The organism is Achromobacter sp. ACM04, from assembly GCF_014851465.1.
Taxonomy (GTDB): domain Bacteria; phylum Pseudomonadota; class Gammaproteobacteria; order Burkholderiales; family Burkholderiaceae_B; genus Achromobacter; species Achromobacter aegrifaciens.
In genome coordinates, this window is the sequence record NZ_JACUZS010000001.1 from 1,160,885 (window position 1) to 1,175,453 (window position 14,569).

General features: G+C 67.8%; 13 protein-coding genes. 8 read left to right on the forward strand and 5 right to left on the reverse strand.

Going from position 1 to position 14,569, the window contains the following annotated elements:
- Positions 1-83: 83 nt before the first annotated feature.
- Positions 84-1,310 carry an EAL domain-containing protein gene (locus tag IB259_RS05390; RefSeq protein ID WP_125472102.1) on the reverse strand — a complete coding sequence of 409 codons (1,227 nt, stop codon included), beginning with the start codon at positions 1,308-1,310 and terminating at the stop codon, positions 84-86.
- Positions 1,311-1,551: 241 nt separating this feature from the next.
- On the opposite strand from IB259_RS05390, the gene IB259_RS05395 reads away from it, so the two are divergent.
- Entirely contained in the window at positions 1,552-2,685 is a 1,134-nt protein-coding gene (locus tag IB259_RS05395; RefSeq protein ID WP_054454226.1) for a 3-deoxy-7-phosphoheptulonate synthase, read from the forward strand.
- A 36-nt stretch (positions 2,686-2,721) separates the two neighbouring features.
- On the opposite strand, the gene IB259_RS05400 is transcribed toward IB259_RS05395, so the two are convergent.
- On the reverse strand, positions 2,722-3,954 hold the full coding sequence (locus IB259_RS05400; RefSeq protein WP_175160507.1) for an FAD-binding oxidoreductase: 1,233 nt from the start codon (positions 3,952-3,954) through the stop codon (positions 2,722-2,724).
- A gap of 108 nt (positions 3,955-4,062) precedes the next feature.
- On the opposite strand from IB259_RS05400, the gene IB259_RS05405 reads away from it, so the two are divergent.
- The 6 genes from IB259_RS05405 to IB259_RS05430 all read left to right on the forward strand — a co-directional run bounded on the left by IB259_RS05405 (position 4,063) and on the right by IB259_RS05430 (position 10,005).
- Complete coding sequence (locus IB259_RS05405; RefSeq protein WP_054454224.1) at positions 4,063-4,662, forward strand: GNAT family N-acetyltransferase; 600 nt, start codon at positions 4,063-4,065, stop codon at positions 4,660-4,662.
- Positions 4,663-4,731: 69 nt separating this feature from the next.
- Positions 4,732-5,202: a hypothetical protein gene (locus tag IB259_RS05410; RefSeq protein ID WP_054454221.1), complete on the forward strand. Its 471-nt coding sequence runs from the start codon at positions 4,732-4,734 to the stop codon at positions 5,200-5,202.
- 320 nt (positions 5,203-5,522) lie between these two features.
- The gene (locus tag IB259_RS05415; protein ID WP_054454219.1) at positions 5,523-6,242 is read left to right on the forward strand and encodes a response regulator transcription factor; all 720 of its coding nucleotides are present in this window, start codon (positions 5,523-5,525) and stop codon (positions 6,240-6,242) included.
- 9 nt (positions 6,243-6,251) lie between these two features.
- A complete protein-coding gene (locus IB259_RS05420; protein WP_175160505.1) occupies positions 6,252-7,124 on the forward strand; it encodes a CoA ester lyase in 873 nt (290 codons plus the stop codon).
- 91 nt (positions 7,125-7,215) lie between these two features.
- Complete coding sequence (locus IB259_RS05425; RefSeq protein ID WP_082400980.1) at positions 7,216-8,211, forward strand: serine hydrolase; 996 nt, start codon at positions 7,216-7,218, stop codon at positions 8,209-8,211.
- A 162-nt stretch (positions 8,212-8,373) separates the two neighbouring features.
- The gene (locus IB259_RS05430; protein WP_175160504.1) at positions 8,374-10,005 is read left to right on the forward strand and encodes an ATP-binding cassette domain-containing protein; all 1,632 of its coding nucleotides are present in this window, start codon (positions 8,374-8,376) and stop codon (positions 10,003-10,005) included.
- A 31-nt stretch (positions 10,006-10,036) separates the two neighbouring features.
- On the opposite strand, the gene IB259_RS05435 is transcribed toward IB259_RS05430, so the two are convergent.
- Positions 10,037-11,629, reverse strand: a complete 1,593-nt coding sequence (locus IB259_RS05435; RefSeq protein WP_175160496.1) for a sulfatase — start codon at positions 11,627-11,629, stop codon at positions 10,037-10,039.
- On the reverse strand, positions 11,626-12,588 hold the full coding sequence (locus tag IB259_RS05440) for a tripartite tricarboxylate transporter substrate binding protein (protein ID WP_119451556.1): 963 nt from the start codon (positions 12,586-12,588) through the stop codon (positions 11,626-11,628). Before IB259_RS05440 ends, IB259_RS05435 begins: the two co-directional genes overlap by 4 nt.
- 143 nt (positions 12,589-12,731) lie before the next feature.
- Here IB259_RS05440 and IB259_RS05445 point away from each other — a divergent pair, with 143 nt between their 5' ends.
- A complete protein-coding gene (locus tag IB259_RS05445) occupies positions 12,732-13,682 on the forward strand; it encodes a LysR substrate-binding domain-containing protein (protein ID WP_175160494.1) in 951 nt (316 codons plus the stop codon).
- Here the strand turns inward: IB259_RS05445 and IB259_RS05450 are convergent.
- Positions 13,655-14,506, reverse strand: coding sequence for an IclR family transcriptional regulator (locus IB259_RS05450; protein WP_175160492.1), 852 nt, complete (start codon positions 14,504-14,506; stop codon positions 13,655-13,657). The two genes, IB259_RS05445 and IB259_RS05450, sit on opposite strands and share 28 nt — an antisense overlap.
- Positions 14,507-14,569: the final 63 nt, after the last annotated feature.

The following is a 14,569-nucleotide window of genomic DNA, read 5'->3' on the forward strand; positions in this document are numbered from 1 at the left end:
TCGGGGTCAAGTCCGCCGACAATCGGGAGGGCCCGCAGGAGCCCGGCCTGCGCCAGGATACCCCATTGCGCCGCGCGGATGACTCAATGGCTGCGGCAGAATTCGAAGAAGGCGTCGGGTTCCAGCGGCACGGAAATGCCGTAGCCTTGCGCCACGTCGCAGCCCAGTTCGCGCAGCAGCTCCACGTCGCGCTCGTGCTCCACCCCTTCGGCGACCACGCGCCGGCCCAGCACGCGGCCCATCTCGATGGCGGCGGCGACCACCGCGCGCGACGCGGGCTCGCGATGCATATGGACGATGAAGTCGCGGTCTATCTTCAGTTCGGTGAAGGGCATGGCCGAGAACAGGCGCATGGACGCGATGCCCGCGCCGAAGTCATCCATCGCCAATTCAAAGCCGCGCACGCGCAGCAGGTTCAGCGCCGAAGACAAGGCCAGCCAATCGGTCACCGGCTCGTCCTCGGTCAGCTCGACCTTGATCAGCCGGGCCGGCAGGCCGGCCTGCGCCACGCGCTGCTCCAGCAGGCCCGGCAGGTCGCGCGAACACAATGTGGAGGCCGAGGCGTTGATCGCGATGGGCACGGCGATGTCCTCGGCATGCATGCGCTGCTGCAGCTCCAGCACCGTGTCGGTCACCCGGCAGAACAAGGTCCGGTCCAGTCCCAGCCGATGCGCCGCAGGCACGAAGTCCGCCGCCGGAATCGCGCCCAGTTCGGGGTGGTCCCAGCGCGACAGCGCCTCGGCGGCCAGCACGCGCCCTGTCGACAAGCTCATCTGCGGCTGCAGCACCACGCTCATGCCCTGCCCCGTGATCAGCGCATGGCCCAGCGCCGCCTCGATGACGTCGCGCCGAAGCGAGCGCGGCCGGGGCGAGGCGGCATCGTCCTCATCGATGCTGCGCAGCGCCGTCTTGATGGCCTGCTGCATGGCCGTGCGGGACACCGGCTTGGACAGCGCCTGCGCGGACGGACAGCCGGCCTGCAAGGCCAGCCGCACATGCGACTGCAACAGTTCATCGCTGAGGCTGCTGATCCAGATGATGGGCGGCATGCTCTTGAGCCGCCCGGCGTCCACCAGGCGCCGCAGTTCGTTCGGCAGCCGCGTGCCGTCGCCCTCGCCCGTGACGATATCGCTGATGACCACGTCGTAGAACTGGCGTGCCAGCGCGCTGACCGCTTCTATGCTGCTGCCCAGGCCGGCGACCCGGCGGAAACCCAGCGCCAGCAATACGTTCTGCAGATAGGCGCGTTCAACCGGATGGTCTTCGACGAGAAGTATCCGTCGGGTCCCGCCGGGTTCCGTTTTAGGCATGGTCTACCGTCCTACTCATATAGGGCGGGCCCCCGCAGGCGGCCGCTGGAAAACTGTGTACACCATGCTAAGGCATCTGCGCGCGCCCTGTCGTTATCGCTAACGGGTTAATGCAGCCCCATCGCCGATAGTCGTAGTATTCGCGGCATCAGCCAGACGGAGGCAGCCTTCCGTCGCCCCACGGCGCGGCCGGTGCCATAATAGATGTCTTTCTTTCCGCATCTACGGCACGGAGCTACCCTTGACCCGCATTGACGACCCCCTGCACGACCGCGAGGTCGGCGCGGCCGACTCCACCCAGGACAACACGCGCACCGACGACACCCGCATCAGCGCGGTGCGCCCCTTGATCTCGCCCGCCCTGCTGCAGGATGAACTGCCGGTGTCGGCCGAGATCCAGACGCTGGTCGAGCAAAGCCGCGTCCAGATCGCCGACGTGCTGCACGGCCGCGACGACCGCCTGGTGCTGGTGGTGGGCCCCTGTTCCATCCACGACCATGGCCAGGCCATGGAATACGCGCGCCTGCTGCGCACCGCCGCCGAACAGCACCAGAAAGACTTGCTCATCGTCATGCGCGTTTACTTCGAGAAGCCGCGCACCACCGTGGGCTGGAAGGGCTATATCAACGACCCGCGCCTGGACGGCAGCTTCCGCATCAATGAAGGCCTGCGCCGCGCGCGCGAACTGCTGCTGGACATCAGCGGCCTGGGCCTGCCGATCGCCACCGAATTCCTGGACCTGCTCAGCCCGCAATACATTGCCGACCTGATCGCCTGGGGCGCCATTGGCGCGCGCACCACCGAAAGCCCCAGCCACCGACAGCTGAGTTCCGGCCTGAGCTGTCCGCTGGGCTTCAAGAACGGCACCGACGGCGGCGTGCAGATCGCCGCCGACGCCATGGTCGCGGCCAGCGCCAAGCACGCTTTCATGGGCATGACCAAGATGGGCATGGCCGCCATCTTCGAGACCCGCGGCAACCAGGACACCCACGTCATCCTGCGCGGCGGCAAGCAAGGCCCGAACTACGACGCGGCCAGCGTCGACGCCTGCTGCGCCGCCCTGCGCGCCGCCGGCCAGCGCGAACAGGTCATGATCGACTGCTCGCACGCCAACTCCAACAAGTCGCATCTGCGCCAGGTCGACGTGGCCAACGATATCGCCGCCCAGATCGCCCAGGGCGACGGCCGCATCACCGGCGTGATGATCGAAAGCCATCTCGAAGAAGGCCGCCAGGACCTGAAGCCCGGCCTGCCGCTGCGCCGCGGCGTGTCCATCACGGACGCCTGCCTGGGCTGGTCGCAGACCGCGCCGGTGCTGGAAACGCTGGCCCTGGCCGTGCGCCAGCGCCGCGAAAAGGCCGCAAAACCGGCCTGAGAACCGCGGCTCTCGGGTCTCTTGCCGCGTACGGCCTCAGCGGCCGACGCGGTAAGGCGCCGGATTCATGTCCGGCGCCTGGCCGGTGATCATGCAGGCCAGCAGCTTGCCCGTCACCGGACCCAGCGTGAAGCCATGATGCGCATGGCCGAACGCCAGCCACAGGCCGGGATGGCGCGGCGCCGGTCCGATGACCGGCCGCATGTCCGGCATGCAAGGCCGGCAACCCATCCACGGTTCGCGCTCCACGGCCTCGCCCAGCGGCAGCAGCTGCCGCGCCAGCGTCCGCGTGCGCTCGATCTGGATCGGTGAAGGCGGCGCATCGCGCGCCGCGAATTCCGCGCCCGTGGTCAGGCGCACGCCCAGGGTCATGGGCGTCACGACGAAACCGCTTTCGATGTCCGCCACCGGGTGCGACAAGGTCGCCCCCTCTTCCAACGCGTAATGCTGGTGATAGCCGCGCTTGACCGCCATGGGGATGCGATAGCCCAGCGGGCGCAGGACGTCCGGCGACCACGGGCCCAGCGCCACCACCACGTCGCGGGCCTCGATCGGCCCTTGTTCTCCCTGTACCTGCCAACCCTTGCCTGACGGCTTGAGGCTGCGCGCGTCGCCGCGCACCAGCACGCCGCCGCGCCGCTCGAACAAGGCCGCGTAGCCGCGCGTCACCGCGCCCGGGTCCGACACATTGACCGGATCCAGCCAGTGCACCGCGCCCGCCATGCGCGACAGCGAAGGTTCCAGCGCCGCCAGCGCCTTGCGGTCCAGCACGCGGTGGTTCAGCCCGTAAGGCGCGAGCGCTTGGGCCTCGGCCACGGCCCGGGCCAGGCCGGCCTCGCTGCGCATTCCATCGATCCAGCCGCTGCGCCGGAACAGGTGGGAGATGCCGGCCTCGTCCTTGAGCGCGTCATGTTCGGCGACGCAGCGCTCGATCAACGGCAGCATGGCCTCGGCCGCGCGCGCCAGCCGCGACGGCGCCGAATGCCACCAGTAACGCAGCAGCCATGGCGCGATGCGCGGCAAAAAGCGCGGGTGATAGCTCACGTCAGGCGTGTTGTTCCTGGCATAGCGCCACAGGCTGCGCCAGTCGCGCGGGAAGGCATAGGGAATCACGCTGGCCCGTTCGATCAGGCCCGCGTTGCCATAGCTGGTTTCCTCGCCAGGGCCGCGCCGGTCCAGCAGCACCACTGAACGGCCGCGCGCCGCCAGATGCAGGGCGGTGCTCACCCCGACGATGCCCGCACCCAGGACCAAGGCGTCTGTTTTCATGCGGCGCATTCTGCGCTTGCGTGCGGTGTTCGGCAAGGGCGCGCGCGCGTAGAATCCCCGGCTGCACGCCCTGCCCTCCGCGCCCACGCTCCAATCGAGGAATACGTCATGACCAGCCCCCGCCTGCAACCCGTCACGCTCGCCGGCGAGGTCGTACGCCTGGAACCGCTGACCGCCAGCCATGCCGCGCCGCTTGCGCAGGTGGGCCTGCACCCCGAACTGTGGCGTCTGCAACCCGAGCCCGTGCAGACGCTGGACGATATGCAGCGCTATGTCGACCGTGCGCTGGCTGGCCAACGCGACGGCAACTGCCTGCCATTCGTCATCGTGCGGCAGGACAACGATCAGATCATCGGCGCGACCCGCTACATGGACATCGCGCTGGCGCACAAACGCCTGGAGATCGGCGGCACATGGCTCACGCCAGCAAGCCAGCGTTCCGGCGCCAATACCGAGGCCAAGTTCTTGTTGTTGCAGCACGCCTTTGAAACAATTGGTATCATGCGTGTTGTATTCAAGACTGAACTGAGCAATATGCAATCGCGCCAGGCCATCCTGCGGATCGGCGGCGTGGAGGAAGGCGTGTTCCGCAAGCACCTGATCGCGCAATCGGGGCGCGCGCGCGACATGGTCTACTTCGCGATCCTCGACGAGGACTGGCCGGCCGTCAAAGCGCGCTTGCTGATGCGCATGCGCCGCGCCGGTTAGCGCGCGCCTCCCGCTCATTTCGCAGCTTGTCCGGGCCGCGAGGCCTGCCCCGCACTATTGAAGCCAGTTATGCAACAGACCTACGCCGCGCCCGCGCGCCACACGATATACATCTACACCGAGGAACAGCGCGGCAACCAGCTGGTCGAGTCGCTGGTGCTCGGCATGCTCTCCGACATATCGGGGTCCGACAAACTCGTGGTGGTGCAGGATCCGCACAGCAGCCTGAAGTTCGTCTATCGCATCGATCACGACAGCAGCAATCTGGACGCCGCGGCAATCACCGAACAGGACGCGTCCCTTTTCAATGGCAAGACCTCGGTCCAGATCAACTCGATGACCTATCGCCTCGGCACGGCCGAGAACGCGATGAAATTGCTGCGTGGCAAAAACCAGTGGATACAGGACAAGGGCGCGGTGCTGTCCGTGCTGCTGCAGAACGCCGCTGCCCGCAAGACCCGCTTCGCCCCGCCCCGCATCGAGCGCGACCGCATGCGCAAGGTACCGCCGGGCGTTGCCGTCGAACACCTGCCTACATAAAAAGCACAGTATCCACAGGGCCGGCCTTATCCACAATTTCTGTGGATAAAAAAGCCTCGAACCCACGGCTGATGGCCGTTCGACCGATGCGCAACGGGCTGCTCATTTTTTGACCACTAAAAGAATGGGCGGCGCGCGGCTGCCATCCTTGATTCTTGACGCGGCGCCGCAGGGGCGATGATGATATTCTCCGCAAGCGCGCGATACGAAAAATATCGCGCTCGCGGACTCCCCCTATACAAGAAGACCCACATACAAGGAGCGGATAGCGTGTTTGCATTCGAAGGTCCCTGCGCGCAACCGCTGACGCCGGATTCGCCGTGACCATCATCATCGTCGACGACCACGGAGACTGGCGCGACACCATCGCTGAATACATCGAGGATCTGGGCCTGGGCCGCAGCATCCTCACCGCCGGTTCCCTCGCGGAGCTGGACCAACTGCTGCTCACCGTGACGCCCGGCATCCTGGTGCTGGACGCCATGCTGCCCGACGGCGATGCGCTGACACGCGTCTCGCACCTGCGGACCTCCTTCCCGTCGATGGGCATCATCATGCTCACCGGCCGCCTCTTGAGCGAAGACAAGGTCTCGGGCCTGAGCCTGGGCGCGGACCACTACCTGACCAAGCCCGTCAATCTGGCCGAGCTTGGCGCCACGCTGGTGTCGCTGTCGCGCCGACTGCGGGTGGTGCCGGCGGGCGAAGCCGACGCCGCGGAATCGGATGCCTGGCGTTTCGATCCGTCGCGGCGCATGCTGGTATCGCCCAAGCAGGTCTGCGTGGACATCACCGATACCGAAAGCCGGCTGATCGGCGCGCTGATCCAGGCCGCGCCGCTACCCCTGTCGCGCGCACGCCTGATCGAGGCGCTGGGCGCCAGCGTGGAGGCCTACGACACGCACCGGCTGGACGCCCACATGCACCGCCTGCGCCGCAAGCTGCGCGCGCAGGCCGGCGGCGACATGGGCATACGCACGGTGTACGGCGTGGGCTATGTGTGCACCACGCCTGTGCAGATCGTCGGCAATACCAAGAACTGAAACCGCCTCATGACGCTACCTATCCGCCCTCGCCGTTCCGTACTCTATATGCCTGGCGCCAACCCGCGCGCACTGGACAAGGCGCGCAGCCTGGACGCCGACGTCCTGATCCTCGACCTGGAGGATGCCGTCGCGCCGGACGCCAAGGCACAAGCCCGCGAGCAAGTCGCCGCGGCCTTGCGCGCCGGCGGCTATGGGCGCCGCGAATGCGTGGTACGTATCAATGCGCTGGACACGGCCTGGGGCCTGGACGACGTCAGGGCCATCGCCCAGGCGGGCGCGGACGCCGTGCTGCTGCCCAAGGTGCAGTCCGCCGCCGAGCTCGACGCGCTCGCGCGGGCGCTGGACGCGGCGGGCGCGCCAGCCAGCCTGCCCTTGTGGGCCATGGCCGAAACGCCTTTGGGATTTCTGCGTCTGGACGCCATCGCTTCCGGCCACGCGCGGCTGGCGGCCATCGTCGTGGGCACCTCGGACCTGGTAAAGGATCTGCATGCGCGCCACACGCCGTCACGCGAAGAAACCTTGCTGGCGCGCTCGATGGCGGTGATGGCGGCGCGGGCCCACGGCCTGGCGGCGCTGGACGGCGTGCACCTGGACCTGCACGACGACACGGGCCTGGAGGCCGCCTGCAAACAGGGACGCGACCAGGGCTTCGATGGCAAGACGCTCATCCATCCCAGGCAGATAGCGGCAGCCAACGCCGCCTTCGCGCCCTCGGCGGAAGAACTTGCCGCCGCGCGCAAGCGCCTGGACGCCTGGCGCGCCGCGCAGGCCGCCGGCCTGGGCGTGGCCGTGGTCGACGGCGCGCTGGTGGAAAACCTGCATGCGCGCGAAGCGGAACGCGTGCTGGCGCTGGCCGAGGCCATCGCACAAGCCTGGTGACAACAGCGGCGACAGCAGTAATATCGGCTTTCAAATGCATATTGTCGGTAACGCCGGGCCAGGCGCGTGATCGGCGTATCGGGGAGCGGTCGTGACGTTGATCTTGCGGCAAATGTCGATCTCATTCTGCGTGGCGGCGTTGTGGGCCGCCACGGCGGCGGGCTTGCCGGCGCCGGCGCGGGCCCAGGCCGCCAATTTCCATCCCTGCAATTCCCAGCCTTCCCTGCCGATGTGCCTGCATGGCTATGGCAAGCGCATAGCAGTGCAGCGCTGGGGCGCGCAGCCCGACCCGCTGGACCCGGACGCGGCCGTCAACGCCTCGCTGGTCACGCGCGACCCGGCCAAGGAAATCGGCAAGCTCAAATCCAGCACGATCCTGGTGCAGGACATGGACACCTCCGAAGTCCTGTTCGCGCGCAACGAGGACGCCGTGCGGCCCATCGCCTCCATCACCAAGCTCATGGCGGCGCTGACGCTGGTCAAGGCCGGCCTGCCCATGGACGAACTCATCACCATCGACGCCAGCGACACCCGCTCCACCAGCGAGCTGCCTTCGCGCCTGACCGCCGGCACCAAGCTGAGCCGCGCCGATCTGCTGCGCCTGGCGCTGGTCCCGTCCGAGAACAGCGCCGCGCAGGCCCTGGGCCGCACCTATACCGGCGGCACCGCCGCCTTCGTCGCGGCAATGAACGCCGAAGCCCGCGCGCTGGGCATGACCGACTCCAGCTTCGCCGAACCCAGCGGCCTGTCCAACGAAAACCAGTCTTCGGCCAAGGATCTGGTCAAGTTGCTGCAGGCGATTTCCGCGCAGCCGCTCTTGCGGCAATACACCGGCGAGACCAGCTACCAGGCCGCCGGCCAGACCTTCCGCAACACCAACATCCTGGTGGGCCGCCCGCAATGGGACATCCTCGTGTCCAAGACCGGCACCACCCGCGAAGCCGGCGATTGCCTGGTGATGGCGGTCAAGGTCGGCAAGCGCAACCTGGCCATGGTGCTGCTCAACGCGCAGGGCATCAACGGCTCGCGCTTCGGCGACGCGGTTCGCCTGCGCCGGGTGCTCGACAGCCGGTACGCCTCACGCTGACTGACGGCATCGCGCGCCAAGCCCGGTACAATACCGGCCTTTGACGCGGAACGAACGCCCGTTCCGTCCGCCCGCCGCGCCGCCTGAGCGCCCTACTTCCCCGATTATTTTTCATTGCGCCTGGCCGGCGGGAATCCTGCCGCGTCCCCTGTTGCTCCATCCATGATCCGCTTCCAACAAGTTTCACTCATGCGCGGCGTCAAGCCCTTGCTCGACAAGGTCGACCTGCTGCTCAACCCCGGCGACAAGATCGGCCTGATCGGCGCCAACGGCGCCGGCAAGTCCAGCCTGTTCGGTCTCTTGCGCGGCACGCTGCACGCGGACCAGGGCGACCTGGACTATCCGGCCAGCTGGCGCATGGCCTATGTGGCGCAGGAAACGCCCGCGCTCGACCGCCCGGCCATCGAATACGCCATCGACGGCGACGTGACGCTGCGCAAGCTGGAGGCGGAACTGGCGCAGCTGGAATCCGAACCGGAAAGCACGGAGAACGGCCTGCGCATGGCCGACATCTACGCCGCGCTGGCCGACGCCGACGCGTACACCGTGCATTCGCGCGCCGAACAGCTGCTGACTGGCCTGGGCTTCACGCAGGCGCAGATGCACCTGCCGTTGACGAGCTTTTCCGGCGGCTGGCGCATGCGCCTGAACCTGGCGCAGGCGCTGATGTGCCCGTCCGACCTGCTGCTGCTGGACGAGCCCACCAACCACCTGGATCTGGACGCCATCATCTGGCTGGAAGACTGGCTCAAGCGCTATCCGGGCACGCTCATCGTCATCTCGCATGACCGCGACTTCCTGGACGGCGTGGTCAACGTCATCGTCCATATCGACGAGCGCAAGCTCAAGCGCTATTCGGGCAACTATTCGTCCTTCGAGCGCCAGCGCGCCGCGCAGCTGGAGCTGGCGCAAGGCATGCTGGAAAAGCAGATGCGCCAACGCTCGCACCTGCAATCCTTCATCGACCGCTTCAAGGCCCAGGCCAGCAAGGCGCGCCAGGCGCAGAGCCGTATCAAGGCGCTGGCCCGCATGGAGGAAGTGGCGCCGCTGCGCGCGGCCGCCGAGTTCTCGTTCGAATTCCGCGAGCCCTTGCGCGCGCCCAACCCGCTCCTGACCATGGACGCGGTCAGCGCCGGGTATCGCGTCGCGGACGAGGAAACGGAAGTCGAGTCCGACAAGATCATTGTGTCGGGCATCAATTTTTCGCTGCAGGCGGGACAGCGCATCGGCCTGTTGGGCATCAACGGCGCGGGCAAGTCCACCTTCATCAAGACCATCGCGGGCGAACTTGCAACGCTGGCCGGCGAAGCGCAGTTCAACAAGGGGCTGTCCATCGGCTACTTCGCCCAGCACCAGGTGGAGATGCTGCGCCATGACGAATCGCCGCTATGGCACATGACGAAGATCGCGCCGACCGTGCGCGAGCAGGAGCTGCGCAACTTCCTGGGCAGCTTCAACTTCAACGGCAACATGGCCACCAGCTCCATCGCGCCGTTCTCCGGCGGCGAAAAGGCGCGGCTGGCGCTGGCCCTGATCGTGTGGCAGCGTCCCAATCTGCTGCTGCTGGACGAGCCCACCAACCACCTGGACCTGGAAACCCGCGAAGCGCTGACCACCGCGCTGGCGCAGTTCGAAGGCACGCTGATGCTGGTGTCGCACGACCGCCATCTGCTGCGCGCCACCACCGATGAATTCATCATCGTGGCCGACGGCGAAGTCAGCCCGTTTGACGGCGACCTGGACGACTACAAGGACTGGCTCTACAAGACCAAGCTGGCTGCCAAGGCCGCTTGAAGCCGGGCGCGGGCGGCCTGCCCGCGCCACCTCACGCCAGCGCGCTGGGATAGGGGCTGGTGTCGATGTGTTCCAGCATGCCGTAGGCCAGCCGTTCCAGCAGCCGCGCGCGGTCGGCGGCATGCGCGGGGTCTTCCCACAGGTTGCGCAGCTCGTGCGGGTCCTGATTCAGGTCATAGAGCTCGCCCCAGCGCGCGCCGTCGTAGACCGTGACGCGAAATCCGTCGGCCAGCAGCGTCCGGCAGCGAATGCGGCTGTTGAAGCCCAGTATCACGCGCTGCCCTTCTTCCTCGATCATCAGCGCGTCGCGCACGGCAGCCTCGCTTCCTCCGATGAGGCCTGCCATGTCGCGCCCCTGGATGCCGTTATAGGGCTGCACGCCAGCGCGCGCCAGCACCGTGGGCGCGACGTCGATGGTGCTGAGCAAGGCGTCGCTGGCCGCGCCCGCCGTTCGCGCCGCGGCAGGGTCGCGCCAGATGAACGGCACGCGGGTCAGGCCGCGGTAATGGATGGGCCCCTTCAGCATCAACTGATGGTCGCCCAGGTAATCCCCATGGTCGCTGGTGAAGATCACCACCGTATTGTCGGCCAGCCCCAGCGCGTCGAGTTCGGCCAGCACGCGGCCGATCTGGTTGTCGATGTTGGCGATCGACCCATAGTTCAGCGCCAGCGCTTCACGCGCCTCGCGCTCGTTGCAGGAAAAGATCGCGGGCGTGTGCTTGACCGCCGTGCCCGCGTCGCGCTGCGCGCGCAGCCAGGCCACGTGCGGCGGCGGCGTACCCTGGCCGTGGAACGACGCGGGCAGCTCCATGTCCTCGGGCTTGTGCAGGTCCCAGAACCGCCCCGGCGGCGTGAAAGGATGGTGCGGATCCGGAAACGAGCATTGCAGGAAGAATGGCTGCCCGGAAGCCGCATAGCCGCGCAACGCCTCGATGCCGCGGTCGGCGATGTAGGCAGTGGGATAGAGTTCTTCCGGCACGCGCGTGCGCCAGGCCTGGCGGATGCGCGTCAGCTCGTATTCCGGCGCGGGGATGGCGTGAGCCGGGCCGATCAGCGCCTCGACCTCGGGATGCTCGCGCCGCAGCCAATGCCGGTAATGGCCGTGCACGTCGTCGCTATGGTCGTCGACCAGGTCTACCTGCTCGAAGCCGTAATACGGATAGCTCAGATCGTGGTCGGGGCGTGCCAGCCACAGCTTGCGCTGCTCCTGGTCGTAGCGGCCGGGGTCGGGCTCGACCGCCTCGCGCGGCAATCTGTCTTCGGCGCGCACCGGCCACGATGGAGGTATGTCCGTCATGTTCTGCAGGTGCACCTTGCCGACCAGCGACGTGCCGTAGCCGGCTTCGCGCATGGCCTCGACGAAGGTGCGGCTGCGCAGCGACAGCGCGATGCCGTTGTGGCGCGCGCCGTGCGCGGACGGATAGCGGCCGGTCATCAAACTGGCGCGGTTCGGCATGCAGATGGGCGTGGCCACGTGCATGTTGTCGGCGCGCCAACCCGACTCGGCCAGACGGTCCAGGTTGGGTGTGTGGACCACGCGGTTGCCATAGGACCCCAAATGGTCGGCGCGGTGCTGGTCGGTAATGAACAGCAGGAAGTTGACGGGCTTCGCAGCGGACGTCATTGCTTCGCTCCCGACATCTCCACGGCGGAACGCCAGGCCGGCATGTCGCGCTTGACCATGTCGCCGAAGGCATCGGGCGTCATGTAGATCGGCACCATGCCCAGCGGCTGCAAGGCCTGCGCGAATGCGCTGTCGGTCAGTACCGCCTCCAGGTCCGCGTTCAGTTTCTTCACCACTGCGGGCGGCGTGCCGGCGGGCGCGAACAGGCCGATCCACGACCGCACGGCGACTCCGGCGGCCACGTCCGAGAACAGCGGCACATCGGGCAGCGCTGCATACTTTTCAGTATTGGCCACGCCCAGCACCTTGACCTTGCCGGATGCGAGGAACGGAATGGCCGGCGCGATGCCGCCTATCATCAGCGGCACGTGGCCCGCGACCAGATCGGCCATCGCTGGCGCGGCGCCTTTATAAGGCGCGTGCACCACGTCCAGGCCGGCGGCGTGCTTCAACTGCTCCATTGCCAGCTGGTGCACCGTGCCCAGGCCGGGCGAGCCATAGGTGTACTTGCCGGGATTGGCCTTGATCAGTTTGACGGCATCCGCCAGCGTCGACGCTGGAAACTCGGCATTGGCCAGCAGCACCACCACGTTGTCCGCCACCAGGCCGACCGGCGCGAAATCGCGCACCGGGTCGTACGGCAGGCTGGAATACAGCGCGCTGTTGATGCCGTGCGTGTTGGTGGTGCCCATCAGCAGCGTATAGCCGTCGGGCGCGGCGCGCGCCACCATGGACGCGGCGATGTTGCCGCCCGCGCCCGGCTTGTTCTCCACTACCAGCGTGTAGCCGCGCGGCTCCAGGCGCTGCGCCAGTTGGCGCGCCAGCACGTCCACCGCACCGCCGGGCGAGAACGGCACCACGATCTGCACCGGCCGCGCCGGGTAGGTATCCGCAGCCGCCGCCGCACCCGCAATGCCACAGGCCCAGCTCGCGGCCAGGGCCATCCAGAACTTCTTCATGAATCGTCTCCATCCCGGCGTCCTTCCCGGCCCAGCCTGGGCAACGCCTGTCTTTCGTAGAGCGGCAAGTATGCCTAGCGCCCGGTGTCGGCGTGAAATGAAATAAACTGAACGATTCATAACCATTTGAATATGTATCGCCCATGCCTGACCGCGCCGGCACCCACCTCAAGCGGCGTCATGCCGAACTGCTGGTCGCACTGGACGACGAACGCCACTTGGGCCGCGCGGCCGAACGCCTGCATATGTCCCAGCCCGCCGCCTCCAAGGCGCTGGCGCAGCTGGAGGAACAGGTGGGCTACGCGCTATTCGAGCGCGGGACCCGGGGCACCCTGCCGACAAATGCCGGAATGGTTATGATCCGCCACGCCCGCCACAGCCTGGGCGCAGCCCAGCGCGTGGCGGCCGAACTGCGGGCCGCCGAAGAACGCGGCGCCAGCCTGCTGCGCCTGGGCACCCTGCCCTCGGCCGCGCCCCATCTGGCGCCGCAACTGATCGCCCATCTGCTGGGCCTGGCGCCGCGGCTGGAAGTGAAACTGGTGGAAGGCGCGCTCGGGGAACTTATGGACAAGCTGGCGCGCGACGAGCTGGACATCGTGCTGGGCCGCCTGGGCAGCCGCCTGCTGCCCGCGGACTGCGAGGTGATCCGCCTGCACGAAGAACCTATCCTGGTGGTGGCGCGCCCCGGCCATCCGCTGGCGGCAAGCGAGGCGCTCGCGGCTGCCGAACTGGCGCGCTGGCCCTGGGTGCTGCCGCTGGAAGCCACCATGATGCGCGAGCGTCTGGACGAGGCTTTCGTGCATGCCGGCGCGCACGCACCGGTTTCCAGTATCCAGTCCAATTCGCTGCTGGCCACCCTGGCCCTGCTGGCCCAGGACGATCGCCTGGCTGCCTTGCCCCAGGCGATTGCGCGCTACTGCGAGCGGCAAGGCAGCGTGACCGTACTGCCGCTGCGGCTGGACGCCAACTTCGGCGCCATCGGCGCCGTGGTCAACCGCAACACGGCCGGCATGCCCGTGGTGCAGGCGGCGGTTGCGTGGCTGCGCGGCTTGCCGGCAGGCGCGATTCAGACCGCGCCGACCCCAGGCGCCTGATATCCCAGCAGCACGCTGGCGGCTTCGGCCTCGCGCCGTACCGCCTGCGCGATCGGGCCGTCCGCCGAGGCGTCGAATCCGCCCGTCGCGCCCAGCGCAGTCAGCGCGGCGCAGGGGCGGCCGTTGTGGTCCAGGAGCGGCGCCGACACCGCGCTGATGCCCTTCAGATTGGTGTCGCGCACCGTGGCGCAGCCCTCGGCCAGCACCTGGCGGCGCAGGCGGCCGATGGGGTCGGAGGCGTCCAGCAACGCCCGCATGTCGGCGGGCGCACGAGCCAGTTCGGCCTCGGCCAGTGCCCGCACCCGCGCATCGTCCTGCAAGGCCAGGAACACCCGCCCGGTGGCGGACCACAGCATGGACAGCACCGAGCCCATGCGCACGTTGACCGTCACCGGCAGGCCCGGTTCTTCAAAGCGCACGATGGTCGGCCCCTTGTTGCCCATGACCGCGATGAAGCAGGTCACTTCCAGGCCTTCGCGCAGGCGCACCAGGCTGGGCTCGGCCAGGCGGATGGGATCGGCCTGGCGCAGCGCGGCCAGGCCCAGCAGCATCGCTTCCAGTCCCAGGTAGTACTGTTGAGTGGCGGCATCCTGCGCCACCAGGCCCTCTTCCATCAGGCTGACCAGGTAGCGGTGCACTTTGGCGGGGCTTTCGTCCACCTGCGCGGCCAGCAGCGTGAGGCTGGCACGGCCGCCCAGCCGGCCCAAGCCCTTCAGCACCGCCATGCCGGTTTCAGCGGCCTGCACGCGCTGGCGCCGTTCGCGCGGCCGGGGCGCGTCGGTAGTCTGGGCGGGGACGGACGAAGGTGCGGGAGTCTGGGTCATGGACGCGGGTTGGGAGCTGCCAGGCGGCTGCGGATGCAGCCCGGAGATTACCCCAATTGAATA

Excerpts from the sequence above, each read along its gene's own strand:
- IB259_RS05390 (WP_125472102.1), bottom strand. The coding sequence starts at position 1,310 with ATGCCTAAAACGGAACCCGGCGGGACCCGACGGATACTTCTCGTCGAA.
- IB259_RS05400 (WP_175160507.1), bottom strand. The coding sequence starts at position 3,954 with ATGAAAACAGACGCCTTGGTCCTGGGTGCGGGCATCGTCGGGGTGAGC.
- IB259_RS05405 (WP_054454224.1), top strand. The coding sequence starts at position 4,063 with ATGACCAGCCCCCGCCTGCAACCCGTCACGCTCGCCGGCGAGGTCGTA.
- IB259_RS05410 (WP_054454221.1), top strand. The coding sequence starts at position 4,732 with ATGCAACAGACCTACGCCGCGCCCGCGCGCCACACGATATACATCTAC.
- IB259_RS05420 (WP_175160505.1), top strand. The coding sequence starts at position 6,252 with ATGACGCTACCTATCCGCCCTCGCCGTTCCGTACTCTATATGCCTGGC.
- IB259_RS05430 (WP_175160504.1), top strand. The coding sequence starts at position 8,374 with ATGATCCGCTTCCAACAAGTTTCACTCATGCGCGGCGTCAAGCCCTTG.
- IB259_RS05435 (WP_175160496.1), bottom strand. The coding sequence starts at position 11,629 with ATGACGTCCGCTGCGAAGCCCGTCAACTTCCTGCTGTTCATTACCGAC.
- IB259_RS05440 (WP_119451556.1), bottom strand. The coding sequence starts at position 12,588 with ATGAAGAAGTTCTGGATGGCCCTGGCCGCGAGCTGGGCCTGTGGCATT.
- IB259_RS05445 (WP_175160494.1), top strand. The coding sequence starts at position 12,732 with ATGCCTGACCGCGCCGGCACCCACCTCAAGCGGCGTCATGCCGAACTG.
- IB259_RS05450 (WP_175160492.1), bottom strand. The coding sequence starts at position 14,506 with ATGACCCAGACTCCCGCACCTTCGTCCGTCCCCGCCCAGACTACCGAC.